This window comes from Pseudonocardia endophytica (assembly GCF_004339565.1).
In the GTDB taxonomy this organism is placed as follows: domain Bacteria; phylum Actinomycetota; class Actinomycetes; order Mycobacteriales; family Pseudonocardiaceae; genus Pseudonocardia; species Pseudonocardia endophytica.
In genome coordinates, this window is the sequence record NZ_SMFZ01000002.1 from 1145527 (window position 1) to 1161133 (window position 15607).

Consider the following 15607-nt stretch of genomic DNA (forward strand, 5'->3'; position numbering starts at 1 on the left):
CGTGGACGATCCGGTGGAGGAGTACGCCGCGTTCCGGCGGTGGCGGCGGCGCTGGTGCACGCTGCTGGCGGCAGCCGTACTGACCGGGGGGCTCCCGGCCGCGTCGGCGCTCGCCGCGCGGACCGGCCCGCCCGGCCCGCCGGCGTCCCGGGCCGTGGCGAGCTGGCAGTGGCCGGGAGCAGGCGGAGGCCCGAGTGCGTCGCCCGCGCCCGCCGCGTCGCCCACGCCGGCCGTGGCCCCCGCCCCGGTCACGTCGCCGGCCGTCCCGGAGCGTGCGGCCCCGGTGACGGGCGCGGACGTCGCACCGTCAGGGAGATCCTCGACGGTCGCCCGGGTCGCGGTCGCGTTCGCGATGGCCCAGCGCGGGCTGCCGTACGTCTGGGGCGGGAACGGGCCGGCCGACGGGGACGCCGGTTTCGACTGCTCCGGCCTGAGCTCGGCGGCCTACGAGCGCGCGGGCGTGGGCCTCCCGCGCACCGCGCACGCGCAGTTCGCCTCCGGCCCGCGGCTGCCGGGCGGGTCGGAGCCGCTGCTCGGCGACCTCGTGTTCTACGGGACCCCGGACGACGTGCACCACGTCGGCATCGCGCTCGGCAACGGACGGATGATCAACGCTCCGACGTTCGGGCAACCCGTGCGGACCAGCTGGTACCGGTGGCCGGGCGACGACTACATCGGTGCGACACGGCCGTCGGCCCTCCCGGGGACGCTCGCCTTCGTCCCGCTCCCGCCGCGGTGGGCACCCGCGCCCCGGCGGCAGTCGCCCGAGGTGTTCGCCGCGCCCCCGGCGGGCGACGACGCGCCGGCAGGGCTCGCACCCGTCCCGCCCGTCCCCTCCGGTCCGGCACCGGGCGCCGGTCCGATTGCGCCACCGGCGCCACCGGCGACGCCGTCCCGGTCCGCGCCCGATCCACGCCTCACCCCGTCCGGCCTGCCGGGCACAGCGGCAGAGCCCCCGGCGCCACCGGGCGGTCCCGCCGCGGTGACACCGGCCCCGACGACCCCCGGCCCGACTCCCACCCCGACCCCGTCCCGGACCGCCTCGCCGACGCCCCCGGCCCGGCCGGGCACCTCGCCGCCCTCCGGGACCGGTCCGGCGCCGACGACGTTCGCACCCCGGTCGTTCTCGTCCACGGCCCAGCCGGGGCGGCCACCGACCCCGCAGCCGTCCCCGTCACCGCCGCAGCCACCGCGACCGGACCGGCAGGAGTCCCCGCCGTCGTCGAACGCGTCCACCCGGCCGACTCCGTGAGCTCTCCCGCGGCACGGGGGCGGCACCGCCGACCGCCCCCGGCGGGACGGGCGCTGCGGGCGGTGGGCGAGGTGTCGCTGACGTTGTCCGTGCTCGTCCTGCTGTTCGTCGTCCACGAGCTGGTCGTCTCCTCCTGGTTGACCGGGGCGGACCAGCGGGCGGCCGGCGGGGAGCTCGATCGCATCTGGTCGCAGCGGGCACCGAGCGCCGCGGAACCGGCGTCGTCCGGGTTCGTCCCGGGGCGGCCGATCGCCCGCCTGCAGATCCCGGCACTGGGCGCCGACGGGAACTGGACGGTCCTGGAGGGAGTGGACGGCGCGGACCTGGCCCGCGGCCCGGGCCACTATCCCGGGACGGCCGGCCCGGGGGAGCCGGGGAACATCGCGATCGCCGGCCACCGGGTGGGCCGCGGCGCGCCGTTCGACCGGCTCGGCGAGCTGCAGCCGTGCGACGAGATGGTCCTCGAGACCGCCTCGGCCCGGTACTCCTACCGGCTGCTGCCCGGGCCGGCGCCACCGCAGGGGCCGCAGTGCGACCTGGTGCGCCGGGCGATCACGAGCGCCGGACCGGTCGCCGACGTCCCGCCGTTCCAGGTCGTCCCGCCCACGCAACGGGACGTCATCGCCCCGGTTCCCGGCCGGCCGGAGGTGTCGCCGCCGCCGTCGCTGCGCATGCTGACCCTGACCACGTGCCATCCCCGGTTCTCGGCCCGCTTCCGCCTCGTCACCCACGCGGTGCTGGTCGCGGTCACCCCACGATCGAGAGGAGCCTGACCGTGTACGCATGGATCTGGGGCGTGCTCCCCGGCCGTACCTGGCTCAAGGCCGTGCAGGCGGCGGTGCTCCTCGCCGTCGTCCTCGCCCTGCTGTTCCTGGTGGTCTTTCCCTGGGTGGAGCTCCACCTGCCGCTCGACGTCTCCTCCCTCGAATAGCGTCGACGACTCCGTCAACATGATCGCGGAATTCTCCGGAACGTTCTCCCGGCAATCAACGCTCACGTGGAAGAATGCTCACGATGCGTGATTCCGGATGGAGGAGCCCGATTTCGCCGCTCGATCGTGTTGAGTTCCCGGAAAACTCGCCGTGAATTTGACCGGGTGCATCGCGGCGGTGTACCAAGTGCGGACCCGGGAAGTCGGGTCGATCTCCGAAACGGTGGTCGACCGGCTGCGACGGGAGGGTGGCTTCGGGGAAGTTAGCGCCGCTCGTCGCGGGTGGGTCGATTTCTCCTGGTCGACCCACCCGCATCGATCTTCCGGGCTCCGACGGGAAACCTTCTCCGACAGAAAGCGTCGTGCGGATGTCTCGGTTGTGTCGAACCCTTGTCGTTGCCGCAGCGGTCCTGCCGGCCGGTGTCGCGGCACCCGCCGTCGCGCTGGCCGACGACGGCCCGCCAGCGGGTGTCGGGTCGGTCGGGAGCGGGGAGTGCTCCGCGCCCCGGGCCGACGGCGGCGCTCCTGCCGTGGACGGTGGCGGTCTGGCCCAGGAGCTCTGGAGCGGGGTGGAGCAGGGCCAGTCGAACCGCACCGACCAGCGGAACGTCAACGTGGCGCCGGTCGTCCAGGTCGCCCCGACCATCGACGCGGACGGCCTGCTGGGTCGCGACGGCGGCGACGTCCGACCGGACAACCGGATCGACAACCGGACCATCCAGGAGAACCGGAACGAGACCGTGCAGCACCAGTTCGGGTGCACGCGGGGCGGGTGACCGCAGGGGCCACGACGGGTGTCACGGACCGGCCGAACCATTCGCATGGGGCGGCCGGTCCGTCGTCGTGTGCCCAGGGCCCGGACCGTGTGCGAAGAATTGCCGACGATTATCCACGATCTTGTTGACGGTTCTGTCGGGGTAACGATTCGCGGCGGCCCGGGATGCGCATTCTTCCCCGTTCGTGTACTCGAATGACGTCAATTTGACCGGGCCCGTGTAGCAACGGTAGGAATCCGCCAGTCCACGAGAAATGTCTCGCGGGCACGCATCCCATCCGATGATCGATTGGGTTCTCACATGCGCAACATCAAGCGTTCCCTGGCTATCGGGCTGATCGGCCTGCCGCTCGCCGTCGGCGCTCCCGCCATGGCATTCGCCGGTCCCCTCGACTTCCCGGTCGCCAATGCCCCGGTTCTGAGCGGCCCGGTCGAGCAGGACCAGGACTTCGACTTCGACCAGGACCAGGACAACGAGACCGACCAGAGCAACAGCAACTCGCTGCTGCCCGGCTTCCCGGCGTTCCCGACGAGCGCGTCCACCGGTCCCGGCGGGTACGACGAGTGGAGCGGCCACCCGCACGCGCAGGGCGGCGGCGTCGACCAGGACAACCGCAACGCCACGGAGCAGGGCCAGAAGGGCAAGCAGGACGCCCGCGGCGACCAGCGCGTCGACGCCCAGGACAAGTCCCGCGACGCGCTGCCGCCGGTGCCGTTCCTCGACTGAGGACGTCCCGCGGTCGGTCGCGCCGGCCGGCCCGGTCCACCCCCCGGGCGCAACCGGGTGGTCCGGCCGGTCCGGCGCGACGGTGCGCCGGGCCCAGCCATCAGACGTCCTCCGCCCGGGAGGGCGCGTACTCGTGGAGGAAACATGTCGACCGGACTCGGTGCCCCGCCGAAGCGGGCTCCCGACACCGGACGCCGGGTACCGACGACCGGCCCCGGGCCGGCCGTCGTGGGGCTCGGCTACGTCGGTCTCCCGACCGCACTGTCGCTCGCCGCGGCCGGGCACGACGTCCTCGGCGTCGATGTCTCGGCCGGGCGGCTGGAAGCCATCCACACGCTCCGGGTCGATCTCCCGTCCCGTGCGCGTCGCGAGCTCGGCACCGCGCTGGAGGAGGGGCGGCTCGACGTGTCGGTCGACCTCGACCGGCTGGTCGCCGCGGGCGCCGTCGTGATCTGCGTCCCGACCCCGCTGGACGAGAACCGGCTGCCGGATCTCGCTCCGCTGCACCGGGCGTGCGCGGAGGTCGTCTCCCGGGCCGTACCGGGCCAGACGATCGTGCTCACGTCCACGTCCTACGTGGGCTGCACCCGCGATCTGCTCGTCGGGCCGCTGGCCGAGCGGGGTCTCGTCGCCGGCGAGGACGTCCACGTCGCGTTCAGTCCGGAGCGGATCGACCCGGGCGTACCCGGCCACGAGCCGCGCTCCACCCCGCGGGTGGTCGGGGGCGTGACGCCGGAGTGCACGCGTCGCGCCACCGAGCTGCTCGGGCCGACCGCCGCCTCGGTGCACCCGGTCGGGTCCCCCGAGGTGGCGGAGCTGTCGAAGCTGCTGGAGAACACGTTCCGGGCGGTCAACATCGCCCTCGCCAACGAGTTCGCGGACGTCGCCAGGGAGCTCGGGGTCGACGCGGCCGAGGTCGTGCGGGCGGCGGCGACGAAGCCGTACGGGTTCATGGCCTTCCGGCCCGGGCCGGGAGTGGGCGGTCACTGCATCCCGTGCGACCCGCACTACCTGCTGTGGCAGCTGCGCCGCCGCAGCCTGGCCCCGGCCGTCACGACCGCGGCCATGACCACGCTGGCCGATCGTCCGCGTGCCGTCTGTCGGCGGATCCGGGAGGTACTCGCCGACAGCGGCCGGACGGTCGCGCGGTCGCGGATCCTGGTGCTCGGGGTGACCTACAAGCCGGGGGTCGCCGACGTCCGCGAGTCCCCCGCCCTGGCGATCATCGAGGAGCTGCGGTCGGACGGTGCGCGGGTGGCGTTCTCCGACCCGCTCGTGGAACGGATCGGCGTGGGCGGCGGGGGACAGCTCACGCGCGTCGCGGATCCCGGGGCCGTGCCGTGGGACCTGGTCGTCGTGCACACGCTCGACGACGATGCGGACCTGAGGTGGTTGGCCCGCTGCCGGGCCGTGCTGGACACGACGTACCGGCTGTCGCATCTCCCGCACGGCCGGACGCTGTAGAGGTGACCGGATCCGTCACGGCGCACCGCGCCGAGCGGGCCGCGGACACGACGCGGCTCGCCCTGCCCGAGGTCCGGTCCGGGCGGGCCAGGGCCGTGCTCGCCTGCTACGCCCGCCGGCCGCTCGACCGGGCGGGCCCGCGGCCCGCGCTCGCGGTGCTCGCGATCGCACCGCTCACCATGATCCTCGCCTGGAAGGTCGCCAACCTGTCCGGCGACGCCTGGCTCGGCGTCTACGGGATCGCGGTGCTGTCCGCGCTCGTGCTGACCCTCGTCGTCGCGTTCGGCTACTACACCGATCCGTCCCAGGACCGCGCCGCGCGGGCACTCACCGTCGACGAGCTGCCGCCGGTGTCGTTCCTGGTCGCGGTGAAGGACGAGGTGCACGACATCGAGGCCTGCGTGCGCAGCATGGCCGCGTCGCGCTACCCGCGGCTGGAGATCGTGGTCGTCGACGACGCCAGCACCGACGGCACGGCCGAGGTGCTGGACCGGCTCGCGGCCCAGCTGCCCGTCCGGGTGCTGCACCTGCCGGTCAACGTGGGCAAGAAGCGGGCGCTCACGCGGGCGTTCGACGAGACCTCGGGACCGGTCGTGGTGTTCACCGACTCGGACTGCGTGGTCTCCCCGGACGCCGTCGAGCACGCCGTGCGCGCGATCGTGGCCCACCCGGACATCGGGGCGGTCAGCGGGCACGGGCGTGCGCTCAACGCCGGGACCAACCTGCTGACCCGCACCCAGGACGTCTGGTACGACGGCCAGTTCGGGGTGGCGAAGGCCGCCGAGAGCGTGTTCGGGTCGGTGAGCTGCGTGTCCGGCCCGCTGGCGGCGTTCCGCCGCGAGGCCGTCGCGGCCTACATGCCGGCCTGGGCGGCCGACCGCTTCTGCGGCGCCGAGTTCCGGTTCGCCACCGACCGCCAGCTGACCGGGTACGTGCTCGGGCAGTACTGGGTGGGGGGACGGCTGCGCCGCCGCTACCCGGCACCGGAGGGGAGCCCCGCGCCGGCGCCCGACCGGGCGTGGCGGGTCGAGTACGTGCGCAGCGCGCGGGTGCGGACGATCGTGCCGTCGTCGGTGCGCTCGTTCCTGCGCCAGCAGGTCAGGTGGAAGAAGAGCTTCCTGCGGAACCTGTTCTTCACCGGCGCCTTCCAGTGGCGGCGGGGCCCGGTTCCGGCGGCCGTGTTCTACGGCCACGTGTTCTGGGTGCTGCTCGCTCCGGTGATGGCGTTCCGCCACCTGGTGTGGCTGCCGTGGCACGGGATGTGGCTGCTCGGCGCCCTCTACCTGGTGGGGGTGCTGTTCAAGGGCGGGGTGTGGACGGTGGCCTACCGCAGGCAGAACCCCGGGTGCCCGGCGTGGAGGTACCGGCCGCTGATGAGCGTCGTCTCGTCGCTGTTCCTGTCCTGGATCCTGCCGTACAGCGCGCTCACGCTCCGCCGCGGTGTCTGGTGCCGTCGGTGAGGCGGGCCGTCGCTTCCCGGGTCGCCGACGTCGTGTTCGTGCTGGCCATGCTCGCGGCGTTCGCGCTGCTGCTGACCCGCGGTCAGGTCCTCGCCTGGTGGGGGGTGCTCTGACCCGTGTCCCCACGCATGGCGGTCCGCGGTCGCCCGGCCCTGATGGCCGGACTGATGGGGGCGGCCGTCGTCGGGCCCGCGCTGGCGTCGGTCGGACTGTCCGCGGTCGGCGACCGGATCGAGATCCTGCGCCCGCAGGCCGACGGCGTCGCGGCGTTCCTGGTCCGCACCCCGCACGACCCGACGTTCGCGCTCGACGCCGCGGACGCCGAGCGGGCGCACGCCTCGACGCTCGTGCTCGACTACCCGGACGTGCGGCCCGCCGAACGTCCCGGCGGAAGCGACGCGATCACGACGGCGGCGTTCGAGCGGCAGCTCGCCATGCTCGCGCAGGCCGGTTTCGGTCCGGGCGGCGCCCCGCTGGAGATCCGCTTCCCGCGGGCGACCACGGGGGTCTGGCGCTACGCCGAGCCGGTCCTGAGCCGGTACGGGCTCACGGCCACGACGACGTCGGCGCGCGAGCCCGGCGCCCCCTCCGGCTACCTGCTCAACGGCCGCGAGCTCGCCGCCCTGCACCTCGGTTCCGGCTGGGCGGTGTCCGACACGCCGCTGCCGCGCCCGTCCGGGCCTGCGGTGAACCGGGTCGCGGTCGGCCCTGGCGACGACGAGCGCTCCCTGTTCGGGCGGATCGTGGCCGGCCTGCCCGCTCCCGCCCCCGCGGAGTCCGGCCCGATGCTGCCCGGGAGCTGGACCCCGACGGCCGGGAACGCGCTCCGCACGTCCGACGAGGGACTGCGGCTGCGCACGGCCACGCCGGGCGGCAGCACGTCGCGGCTGTGGGCCGGGCGGGCCGGGGCGTGGTCGGACTACGCGGTGAGCCTGACCTGGTCGCTGTCGCGGACGGCCACCGGGGCGGTGGTCCTGCGGGACGGCTCGACCGAGCCGCTGCGGGTCGTCCTCGGCCAGGGCGCGGTCCGCGTGGTCGACGTCCGCGAGCGCACCCTGGCCGTGCTGGGCATCGACGGCAGGGGACGGCACGCGCTGGACGCGCGGCTCGCCGGTGACCGGCTGGAGATCACCGTCGACGGCGCGCACGCGGTCGTGCCGGTGGCCCGTCCGGACTCCGGCGGCGCGCTCGCCCTGCGGGTCGACGGGGCGCCGGGCACCGAGCTGCTGGTGCGGCGCCTGCAGGTCACCTGACCGGTGGGGCGGGGCGCACGTCGACGTCGTCGACGTGGAGCTCGGCGTTGTCCCCCCGCAGCCCGACCGCCCCCCGGCCGGCGAGGGGCTCGCATCCGACACCACCGTCCACCGCGCGCACGACGGTGCCGTCCCGCTCCGCGGTGATCTCCACCGACCCGTCGGCCGTGTCCCGCACGGTCACCCGCACCTGCTGCCAGCGACCGGGGACGACCGGGGCGGGAACCGGGTCGTCGAGGTCGTGGTAGGTACCCCCGTTGCTCGGGCCGCCAGGGCACTTCTTCTTGACCACCATGGTCCCGTCGCGCCGGTCGACGCTGACGGCGTACAGCTCCTCCGGCGATCGGTAGCGGATCCAGACGTGCGCCCCGTCGATGTCCTGCGCGGGTGTCCGCGCGGTGGTCGACCAGCGGTCGAGCCGCAGCCGCATCCCGACCACGACGTCGCCGACCGCCTCGCGGCGGGACACCATCCGGAACACCGCGGAGCCGTTCGATCCGGGCGCGGCCCCGTCGTCCGGCGGGCCGGTCCAGCCGGTCCCGTCGGCGCGGAACAGGGTTCCGCTGGTCAGGCGCCACGGCGTCGTGCCGCCGCGCTCGTCGTCGTGCGGGCGGGCGACGACCCCCGCCGGACCGTCGAACGCGTCGACGAGCGGGAGTGTCAACGGCGGCGGTGCGGCACAGGACGACGGCGCCCACGCCAGGGCCGCCCCGCACAGCGCCCCGACGAGCCGCGGTGCCCTCCGGGTCGGGAGCCGTCTCACCGCGGAGGCGTGGCGTCCGGGTCGAGATCGCTGGCGATCCCGACGAGGAGTATCGAGCTGAACGTGTCGCCGAGACGTTCGGGGTCCGGGGCGGTCTCCCCTGGCTCGTACCACCGGGCGGTCGAGGCGACCATGCCGAGCAGGGCACGGGTCATCAACCACGGGGGACCGACCTCGCGGATCGAACCGTCGTCGACCCCTTCCTGGACGATCGATTCCACGTACTCGAAATGCACGTTCTCCAGGGCGCGGATCTCGTCCAGCCACTGCGCGTCGTCCTCCGCGATGTGTTCGAGGTTCTCCTGCAGATACACGACCTGGAACGGATAGAATTCGACGTAGGAACGGAAAAGGTCTCGGAGGAGGGTGCGGACCTTTTCCGGAGGGCTGGCCGAACTCTCCTGGACCGCGGTCGCGGCGCGGACGTTCTCTGTCAGCGCATCAAGTACGACGTCACTAAACAGCTCGTCCTTGCCGCCGACGTAGTAGTAGAGCGACGCGCGGTCCATCCCCAGTTCGGCCGCGACCTCGGAGAAGTTGGTTCGGCTGAAGCCCTTGTCCCGGAAGACCGACGCGGCGGCCCGGAGGATCTCGTCACGTCTACGGTTATAGGAACTGCGACCCTGATTCTTCGCCCGGCGGCGTCTCCGATCGATTTCGCTATCCATCTCGACCCCCGGTCGGCTGCGGCCCGGAGCGGACTGATGCCGGCGCCTCCTGTGCTGAAGCAGCTGCGCTCCGTGGTCGTACTGTAACGGTGCGTTTGTTATACCCCGAGTCCTGACGTCGGGTTTCACCGGGTCGGATCACGCGTTTTTCAACATTGGTGTGGAAAATTGTCGTCATCGCATTCTCGTATATCCGGTCGTGTGGAGCTCGGCGAACGGGTCAGCCCCGGGCAGGCGAATGCCGTACCCGTGAGGCGACGGGTCGTCGGGCGGGGGAGGATCCGGGCAGACGGCTCGACCCGGACGACCGGCGTGTCGGACGAGCCTCGTCGCGTGTGACCACCGTCGGATGGCGATCATCGATTTCGATGAGACGGGGCCGGGCCGCCCTGCGGACGGGCGTCGTTCCCGAATCCTGATGAAATCGGCCCTCAGCGACCGCCTCACAAACGCCCCGACCTGCGACGACGCGCGACGGGTGTCGATCGTGCCGGGATCCGGGTAACGCATCCGGGTGCGCCGGAGAAACACTGCGTGATGCGACCGTGGCCGCGGAGCAGTCGGGATCCGGAGGAGTCGACCGTGAGCTATCAGGAGCCGCAGCACCGTGGCGGCGGGCAGGGCACGCGCGAGGACGACCTGCTGCCCGGCATGGGGCGCGAGCGCGAGCCACGGACGAAGCGGCGCAACCCGCTGCTGATCTTCCTGGCCGCGGTGCTCGTCCTGCTCCTGGTGATCGCCGGTGCGGCCGTCGCGCTCACCGTCAGCCTCGGCAACGACATCCCGCGCATCCCGGACGCGTTCAAGAACCTCGACGCCGGCAACCGCCCGGCCGGGACGGGCGCCACCACGTTCCTGCTCGTCGGCACGGACTCCCGCTCGACCGATCCGACCACCGGGACCGAGGCGACGCCCGGCGTGAACGCCGGCTCCCAGCGGTCCGACGTGATCATGCTGGCCACGGTGCAGCCGGACGGCACCACCGGCTCCGTCGTCTCCATCCCGCGTGACAGCTGGGTGGACATCCCCGGCCGCGGCATGAACAAGATCAACGCGGCGTACGCGTTCGGCGGGCCGAGCCTGCTGATCGAGACCGTGGAGAAGCTGACCGGCGTGCGCGTCGACCACTTCGGGGTCATCGACTTCGCTGGGTTCCAGACGCTCGTGGACTCCGTCGGCGGCATCGACGTCAACATCGCGCAGGCCACCAGCAACATGGGCGTGAACTTCCAGGCGGGCGAGAACCACCTCGACGGTGCCCAGGCGCTCGCCTACGTCCGGCAGCGCTACGACCTGCCGAACGGCGACCTCGACCGCGCGAAGCGCCAGCAGAACGCGCTGCGGGTGCTGCTGACGAAGGTGCAGCAGGACGCGACGTCGAACCCGACCGCGCTGTACTCGTTCGCCCAGAACATCGGCACCACGGTCAGCGTGGACGACACGCTGTCCAACACCGGCCTGGTCGGGCTCGCCGTGGACTACCGCAACCTGCGCTCGTCCGGCGTGGACTTCCTGTCCGTCCCGGTCTCCGGGCTCGGCATGGAGGGCCCGCAGTCGGTCGTCTACCTGGACGACGCGCGGGGCCCGCAGCTGTGGGACTCGATCCGCAACGGGAGCGTCGGGCAGTACGCGGCCAACAACCCGTCGCAGACCCTGAGTGACTCGCCCTCGTAGCGCGCCGCGTGTTCGGTGACGCAACAACCCGGCCGTTCGGCAGGGACTTTGAGCGACACCCCGTCCTGACCGGGGCCGAACAGCCGGCCAACCGGCGCTGAACATCCCGTCGTCGCGGCGCTCGGCGCGGTCCGGCCGTGATACCGACACCGGTGTGAAGGTCTCCGTCATCGGATGCGGCTACCTCGGCGCGGTCCACGCCGCGTCGATGGCCGAGCTGGGTCATCAGGTCGTCGGTGTCGAGATCGACGAGGAGCGGGTGCGGCTGCTCTCGTCGGGCAAGGCGCCGTTCTACGAGCCCGGCTTCGACGAGCTGCTGGCCGCGAGCCTCGCGTCCGGCCGCCTGTCGTTCACGTCCGACGTCGGTGAGGCGGCCGGTGCCCGGGTGCACTTCCTGTGCGTCGGCACCCCGCAGAAGCGCGACGAGTACGGCGCCGACCTGCGGCACGTCGACGCGGCCGTCGGGGCGCTGGTCGACGTGCTGGAGCCGGGAGAGCTGGTGGCGGGCAAGTCGACCGTGCCGGTCGGGACGGCCGCGCGCCTGGCCGAGACGGTCGGGGAGACCGGCGCGATGCTGGCGTGGAACCCGGAGTTCCTGCGCGAGGGGTTCGCGGTGCAGGACACGCTGCACCCGGACCGTCTGGTGTACGGCGTCCCGGACGGCGCCGACGGGCAGCGCGCGCGGGACCTGCTCGACGAGGTCTACGCGACGATCGTCGCCGCCGGGACGCCGCAGGTGGTGACGGACCACGCGACCGCGGAGATGGTGAAGACGGCCGCGAACTCGTTCCTGGCCACGAAGATCTCGTTCATCAACGCGATGGCCGAGCTGTGCGAGGCGACCGGTGCGGACGTGAAGCAGCTGGCGGACGCGATCGGCTACGACGAGCGGATCGGCCGGAAGTTCCTCAACGCCGGTCTCGGGTTCGGTGGCGGGTGCCTGCCGAAGGACATCCGGGCGTTCATGGCCCGGGCCGGGGAGCTGGGCGCCGACCAGGCGCTGACGTTCCTGCGCGAGGTCGACAACATCAACATGCGACGTCGGATCCGGATGGTGGAGCTGGCCCGCGCGGTGTGCGACGGGAGCCTGCTCGGCAAGCGGGTCGCCGTCCTGGGCGCGGCGTTCAAGCCGGACTCCGACGACATCCGCGACTCGCCGGCGCTGAACGTCGCGGCCCAGCTGCAGCTGCAGGGCGCGACGGTCCGGGTGACGGACCCGGCGGCCGTCGAGAACGCGCGCCGGCAGTGGCCGCAGCTGGACTACGCGGTCACGGCCCATGAGGCGGCCGAGCGGGCGGACCTCGTCCTGCTGCTGACCGAGTGGCGCGAGTACCGGCAGCTGGACCCGGCCGCGTTCGGCGCGGTCGTGGCCCGCCGCAGCGTGCTGGACGGGCGCAACGCGCTGGACCGGGAGGCCTGGGAGGCGGCCGGCTGGAGCTACCGTGCCCTCGGCCGTCGGAGCACCTGAGGCGACACCCGTCACGCCCGCGATCCGTAACGCACGTCCTCGGGCGATCGAATTTCCGGGACGAACCACCCGTAGAGGGAGTTGCGGATGGCCGTGCGTGTCCGGTTCCGCGCGCCGGATACCGTGACCCGGCCGATCGGCCCAGCCTCGGCTCCGCGTCACTGGAGGAACCGCTTGTCTACCGCTCCGCCCGACCCCCGGACCGACGTCGCCGCGGCGAACCCGGCGACCCGCGTCACCGAGTGCCGCTCCTGCGGGTCGGCTGACCTGCGCGAGTTCCTCTCGCTCGGGTCGACGCCGATCGCGAACGCGCTGCCGGATCCGGCCGAGACGGGGACGCCGGACGCGTCGTACCCGCTGGCCGTCGGGTTCTGCGCCGGGTGCGCGCTGGTGCAGCTGACCCACGAGCTGCCCGCCGAGATCATCTTCGGGGCGGACTACCCGTACTTCTCGTCGTTCTCCGACGCGCTGGTCAAGCACTCCGGCGAGCACGTCGACGACCTGGTGGCGCAGCGGGGGCTGGACGGGAACTCGCTCGTCGTCGAGCTGGCCAGCAACGACGGCTACCTGCTCACGCAGTTCGCCCGCCACGGCGTCCCGACGCTCGGCGTGGAGCCGACGCCCGGCCCGGCGGCGGCGGCCCGGGAGGCCGGCGTCGACACGCTGGAGGAGTTCTTCACCGCGTCGCTCGGCGAGACGCTCCGCGCCGAGCGCGGTCCGGCGGACGCGATCCTGGCCAACAACGTGATGGCCCACGTCCCGGACCTGAACGGCTTCGTGGCCGGCATGGCCGCACTCGTCGCCGACGACGGCGTGGTGCAGGTGGAGAACCCGTGCGTCGGGGACCTGCTGGAGCACAACGAGTTCGACACCGTCTACCACGAGCACTTCTGCTACTTCTCGACGCTCGCGGTGCAGCGGCTGTTCGCCCGGCACGGGCTGACGCTGATCGACGTCGAGCACTTCCCGAACATGCACGGCGGCACGCTGCGCTGGACCGCGAGCAAGCAGGGATCGCCCTCCGAGCGCGCCGAGGCGCAGCTGGAGAAGGAGCGGGCGGCGGGGCTCGACGACTACGCCGCCTACCGCGACTTCGGCGAGACCGTGCGCCGGAACCAGGCCGAGCTCGTCGAACTCCTGCGGTCGCTGCGCGCCGAGGGCGCGTCGGTCGCCGCCTACGGTGCCGCGGCCAAGGGCGCGACGCTGCTGAACTCGTCGGGCATCGGGGCCAACACGATCGACTTCGTGGTTGACCGCAACACCCATAAACAGGGCAAGCTCATCCCCGGCGCGCGGATCCCGATCCTGGACCCGCAGGCGCTCCTCGACCGGCGGCCGGACTACGTCCTGCTGCTCGCCTGGAACTTCGCCGAGGAGATCGTGCGCCAGCAGCAGGCCTACGCGGACGGGGGAGGGCGGTTCGTCGTCCCCGTGCCGCGGCCGAAGATCGTCTGAGGAGAGGACATCGATGGAGGTGTGCGAGACCGAGCTGCCCGGAGTGCTGGAGTTCCGGCCGTCCCCGCACCGGGACGACCGCGGGTTCTTCAGCCGCACCTACGACGACGCGGTCGCCGCGCGGTGGGGCATCGTCCGGTCGGACTTCGTGCAGGACAGCCAGTCCCGCTCCGAGCACGCCGTGCTGCGCGGGCTGCACGGCCGCGGTGGCGCCGGTGAGGCCAAGATCGTGCGGTGCGCGCACGGGGCCGCGTTCGTCGCGATCGTGGACGCCCGCCCGGAGTCGCCGACGCTCGGCAGGCACGTCACCGTCCGGCTCGACGACGTCGACATGGTCTCGGTGTACGTGCCGCGGCGGATGCTCGTCGGGTTCCAGGTGGTCGGCGACGTCGCGGACATGTGCTACTCGATCGACCGGGAGCACGACGGCAGCGAGGCCGTCCAGGTCCGCTACGACGACCCCCAGCTCGGCATCGAGTGGCCGCTGCCGGTCGAGCAGCTGAGCGCGCGCGACGAGAATGCCTCGAGCTGGGCGGACTTCGTGCACGCGCTCGGGATCGACACCGCACACCGCTGAACCGACACCGCCCCGTACGAGGAGGAGAACCGATGGAGACCACCGAGATCCGCTGCCGGTTCTGCCGCTCGTCGGAGGGCGAGCTGGTCCTCGACGCGGGCCGCCAGCCCGCCGCGAAGGTGTTCCCGGACGTCGACGACACGACGCCGGAGGACCTCTACCCGCTGCGGATGTGGATGTGCGGCCAGTGCCACCTGGCCCAGCTCGTGGAGGACCCCGGCACGCCGGAGGAGCCGGTCGGGCTCGAGCCCGCCGCACTCGTCGAACAGGGGCGCGACGCCGTGTCCAAGCTGGTCGAGGCCGGCATCCTCGGCGACGGCACCGTCTACCACGAGTACCCGAGCCCGCATGGCGGCAATTGGGGAGCGCTGCTGGAGGCGGTCGGCGCCCGTCCTGCCGAGGACGGCGAGCTGGCCGACGTGTGCATCGACAACCTCGGCCTGATCCACGACGCCGACCAGGCCTCCGCGCTGGCCGAGCGCGCGACCCGGATCCGGGAGGACGGGATCCTGCTGTTCCAGTGGCCGTCGTTGCAGGGGATCCTGGACACGGGGTCGTGGAACGCGTTGCGGCACGGGCACTTCGCGTACCAGTCGGTGCCGGTGATGGTCGCCGAGCTGGCGGAGATCGGGTTCGGTGCGACGACGGCGTGGTGGTTCCCGCTCTACGGCGGCAGCGTGCTGCTGGCGGCGCAGCGGGGTGGGCAGCCGGACCAGGAGCTGCTGGACCTGATCGCTCGCGAGGAGTCGATCGGGGTGCTGAAGTCCGACGTCGTGCGGGACCTGCAGCGCTCCGCGGACGCCACGTCGTCGGGTCTGCGCGAGTTCATCGTCGCCGAGCGCGAGGCGGGCCGGAACGTCTGGGGCTACGGCGCCGCGTCCCGGTGCGTGGCGCTGCTCAACCGCGCGGAGATCGGGCCGGACCTGCTCCCGACGATCGCCGACGGCGGTGGTGCGAAGCAGGGCAAGCGCACGCCGGGCAGCGGCATCCCGATCGTCGCGCCGTCGGACATGATCGCGGCGAAGCCGGACACGGTGCTGCTGTTCCTCGGCGACATGCTGAACGAGATGCGCGGCGCGATGCCGGAGATCGAGCGCAACGGCGGTCGCTGGGTGATCGCCGACGACCTGGGCTGATCCG

General features: G+C 73.0%; 15 protein-coding genes. 13 read left to right on the forward strand and 2 right to left on the reverse strand.

Going from position 1 to position 15607, the window contains the following annotated elements:
- The first annotated feature begins 1 nt into the window (after window position 1).
- From EV378_RS36955 to EV378_RS24225, 8 genes are all read left to right on the forward strand, one after another.
- Entirely contained in the window at window positions 2-1252 is a 1251-nt protein-coding gene (locus EV378_RS36955) for a C40 family peptidase (protein WP_341540450.1), read from the forward strand.
- A 62-nt stretch (window positions 1253-1314) separates the two neighbouring features.
- The gene (locus tag EV378_RS24200; RefSeq protein ID WP_279389661.1) at window positions 1315-2025 is read left to right on the forward strand and encodes a class E sortase; all 711 of its coding nucleotides are present in this window, start codon (window positions 1315-1317) and stop codon (window positions 2023-2025) included.
- A gap of 2 nt (window positions 2026-2027) precedes the next feature.
- Window positions 2028-2183, forward strand: coding sequence for a hypothetical protein (locus tag EV378_RS35505; protein ID WP_165922460.1), 156 nt, complete (start codon window positions 2028-2030; stop codon window positions 2181-2183).
- Between the two features lie 377 nt (window positions 2184-2560).
- Entirely contained in the window at window positions 2561-2959 is a 399-nt protein-coding gene (locus EV378_RS24205) for a hypothetical protein (protein WP_132429721.1), read from the forward strand.
- Between the two features lie 300 nt (window positions 2960-3259).
- On the forward strand, window positions 3260-3685 hold the full coding sequence (locus tag EV378_RS24210) for a hypothetical protein (protein ID WP_132429722.1): 426 nt from the start codon (window positions 3260-3262) through the stop codon (window positions 3683-3685).
- A 144-nt stretch (window positions 3686-3829) separates the two neighbouring features.
- On the forward strand, window positions 3830-5149 hold the full coding sequence (locus EV378_RS24215; RefSeq protein ID WP_132429723.1) for a nucleotide sugar dehydrogenase: 1320 nt from the start codon (window positions 3830-3832) through the stop codon (window positions 5147-5149).
- A 2-nt stretch (window positions 5150-5151) separates the two neighbouring features.
- Complete coding sequence (locus EV378_RS24220) at window positions 5152-6609, forward strand: glycosyltransferase family 2 protein (RefSeq protein ID WP_132429724.1); 1458 nt, start codon at window positions 5152-5154, stop codon at window positions 6607-6609.
- Between the two features lie 116 nt (window positions 6610-6725).
- A complete protein-coding gene (locus EV378_RS24225; RefSeq protein ID WP_132429725.1) occupies window positions 6726-7862 on the forward strand; it encodes a hypothetical protein in 1137 nt (378 codons plus the stop codon).
- Here the strand turns inward: EV378_RS24225 and EV378_RS24230 are convergent.
- Together EV378_RS24230 and EV378_RS24235 are read right to left on the reverse strand one after the other, a co-directional pair.
- Window positions 7855-8625 (reverse strand): hypothetical protein, encoded by a 771-nt coding sequence (locus tag EV378_RS24230; RefSeq protein ID WP_207908848.1) that lies wholly within the window; start codon window positions 8623-8625, stop codon window positions 7855-7857. The two genes, EV378_RS24225 and EV378_RS24230, sit on opposite strands and share 8 nt — an antisense overlap.
- Window positions 8622-9293 carry a TetR/AcrR family transcriptional regulator gene (locus tag EV378_RS24235; RefSeq protein WP_132429726.1) on the reverse strand — a complete coding sequence of 224 codons (672 nt, stop codon included), beginning with the start codon at window positions 9291-9293 and terminating at the stop codon, window positions 8622-8624. The genes EV378_RS24230 and EV378_RS24235 overlap by 4 nt, the downstream gene beginning before the upstream one ends.
- A gap of 582 nt (window positions 9294-9875) precedes the next feature.
- On the opposite strand from EV378_RS24235, the gene EV378_RS24240 reads away from it, so the two are divergent.
- The 5 genes from EV378_RS24240 to EV378_RS24260 all read left to right on the forward strand — a co-directional run bounded on the left by EV378_RS24240 (window position 9876) and on the right by EV378_RS24260 (window position 15603).
- Window positions 9876-10967: an LCP family protein gene (locus EV378_RS24240; RefSeq protein ID WP_243653748.1), complete on the forward strand. Its 1092-nt coding sequence runs from the start codon at window positions 9876-9878 to the stop codon at window positions 10965-10967.
- A gap of 154 nt (window positions 10968-11121) precedes the next feature.
- Window positions 11122-12435, forward strand: a complete 1314-nt coding sequence (locus EV378_RS24245) for a UDP-glucose dehydrogenase family protein (RefSeq protein ID WP_132429727.1) — start codon at window positions 11122-11124, stop codon at window positions 12433-12435.
- 174 nt (window positions 12436-12609) lie between these two features.
- A complete protein-coding gene (locus EV378_RS24250; protein ID WP_207908849.1) occupies window positions 12610-13890 on the forward strand; it encodes a class I SAM-dependent methyltransferase in 1281 nt (426 codons plus the stop codon).
- Between the two features lie 13 nt (window positions 13891-13903).
- Window positions 13904-14467 carry a dTDP-4-dehydrorhamnose 3,5-epimerase family protein gene (locus tag EV378_RS24255; RefSeq protein ID WP_132429729.1) on the forward strand — a complete coding sequence of 188 codons (564 nt, stop codon included), beginning with the start codon at window positions 13904-13906 and terminating at the stop codon, window positions 14465-14467.
- A gap of 32 nt (window positions 14468-14499) precedes the next feature.
- Window positions 14500-15603, forward strand: coding sequence for a methyltransferase C-terminal domain-containing protein (locus tag EV378_RS24260; protein WP_132429730.1), 1104 nt, complete (start codon window positions 14500-14502; stop codon window positions 15601-15603).
- Window positions 15604-15607 lie beyond the last annotated feature (4 nt).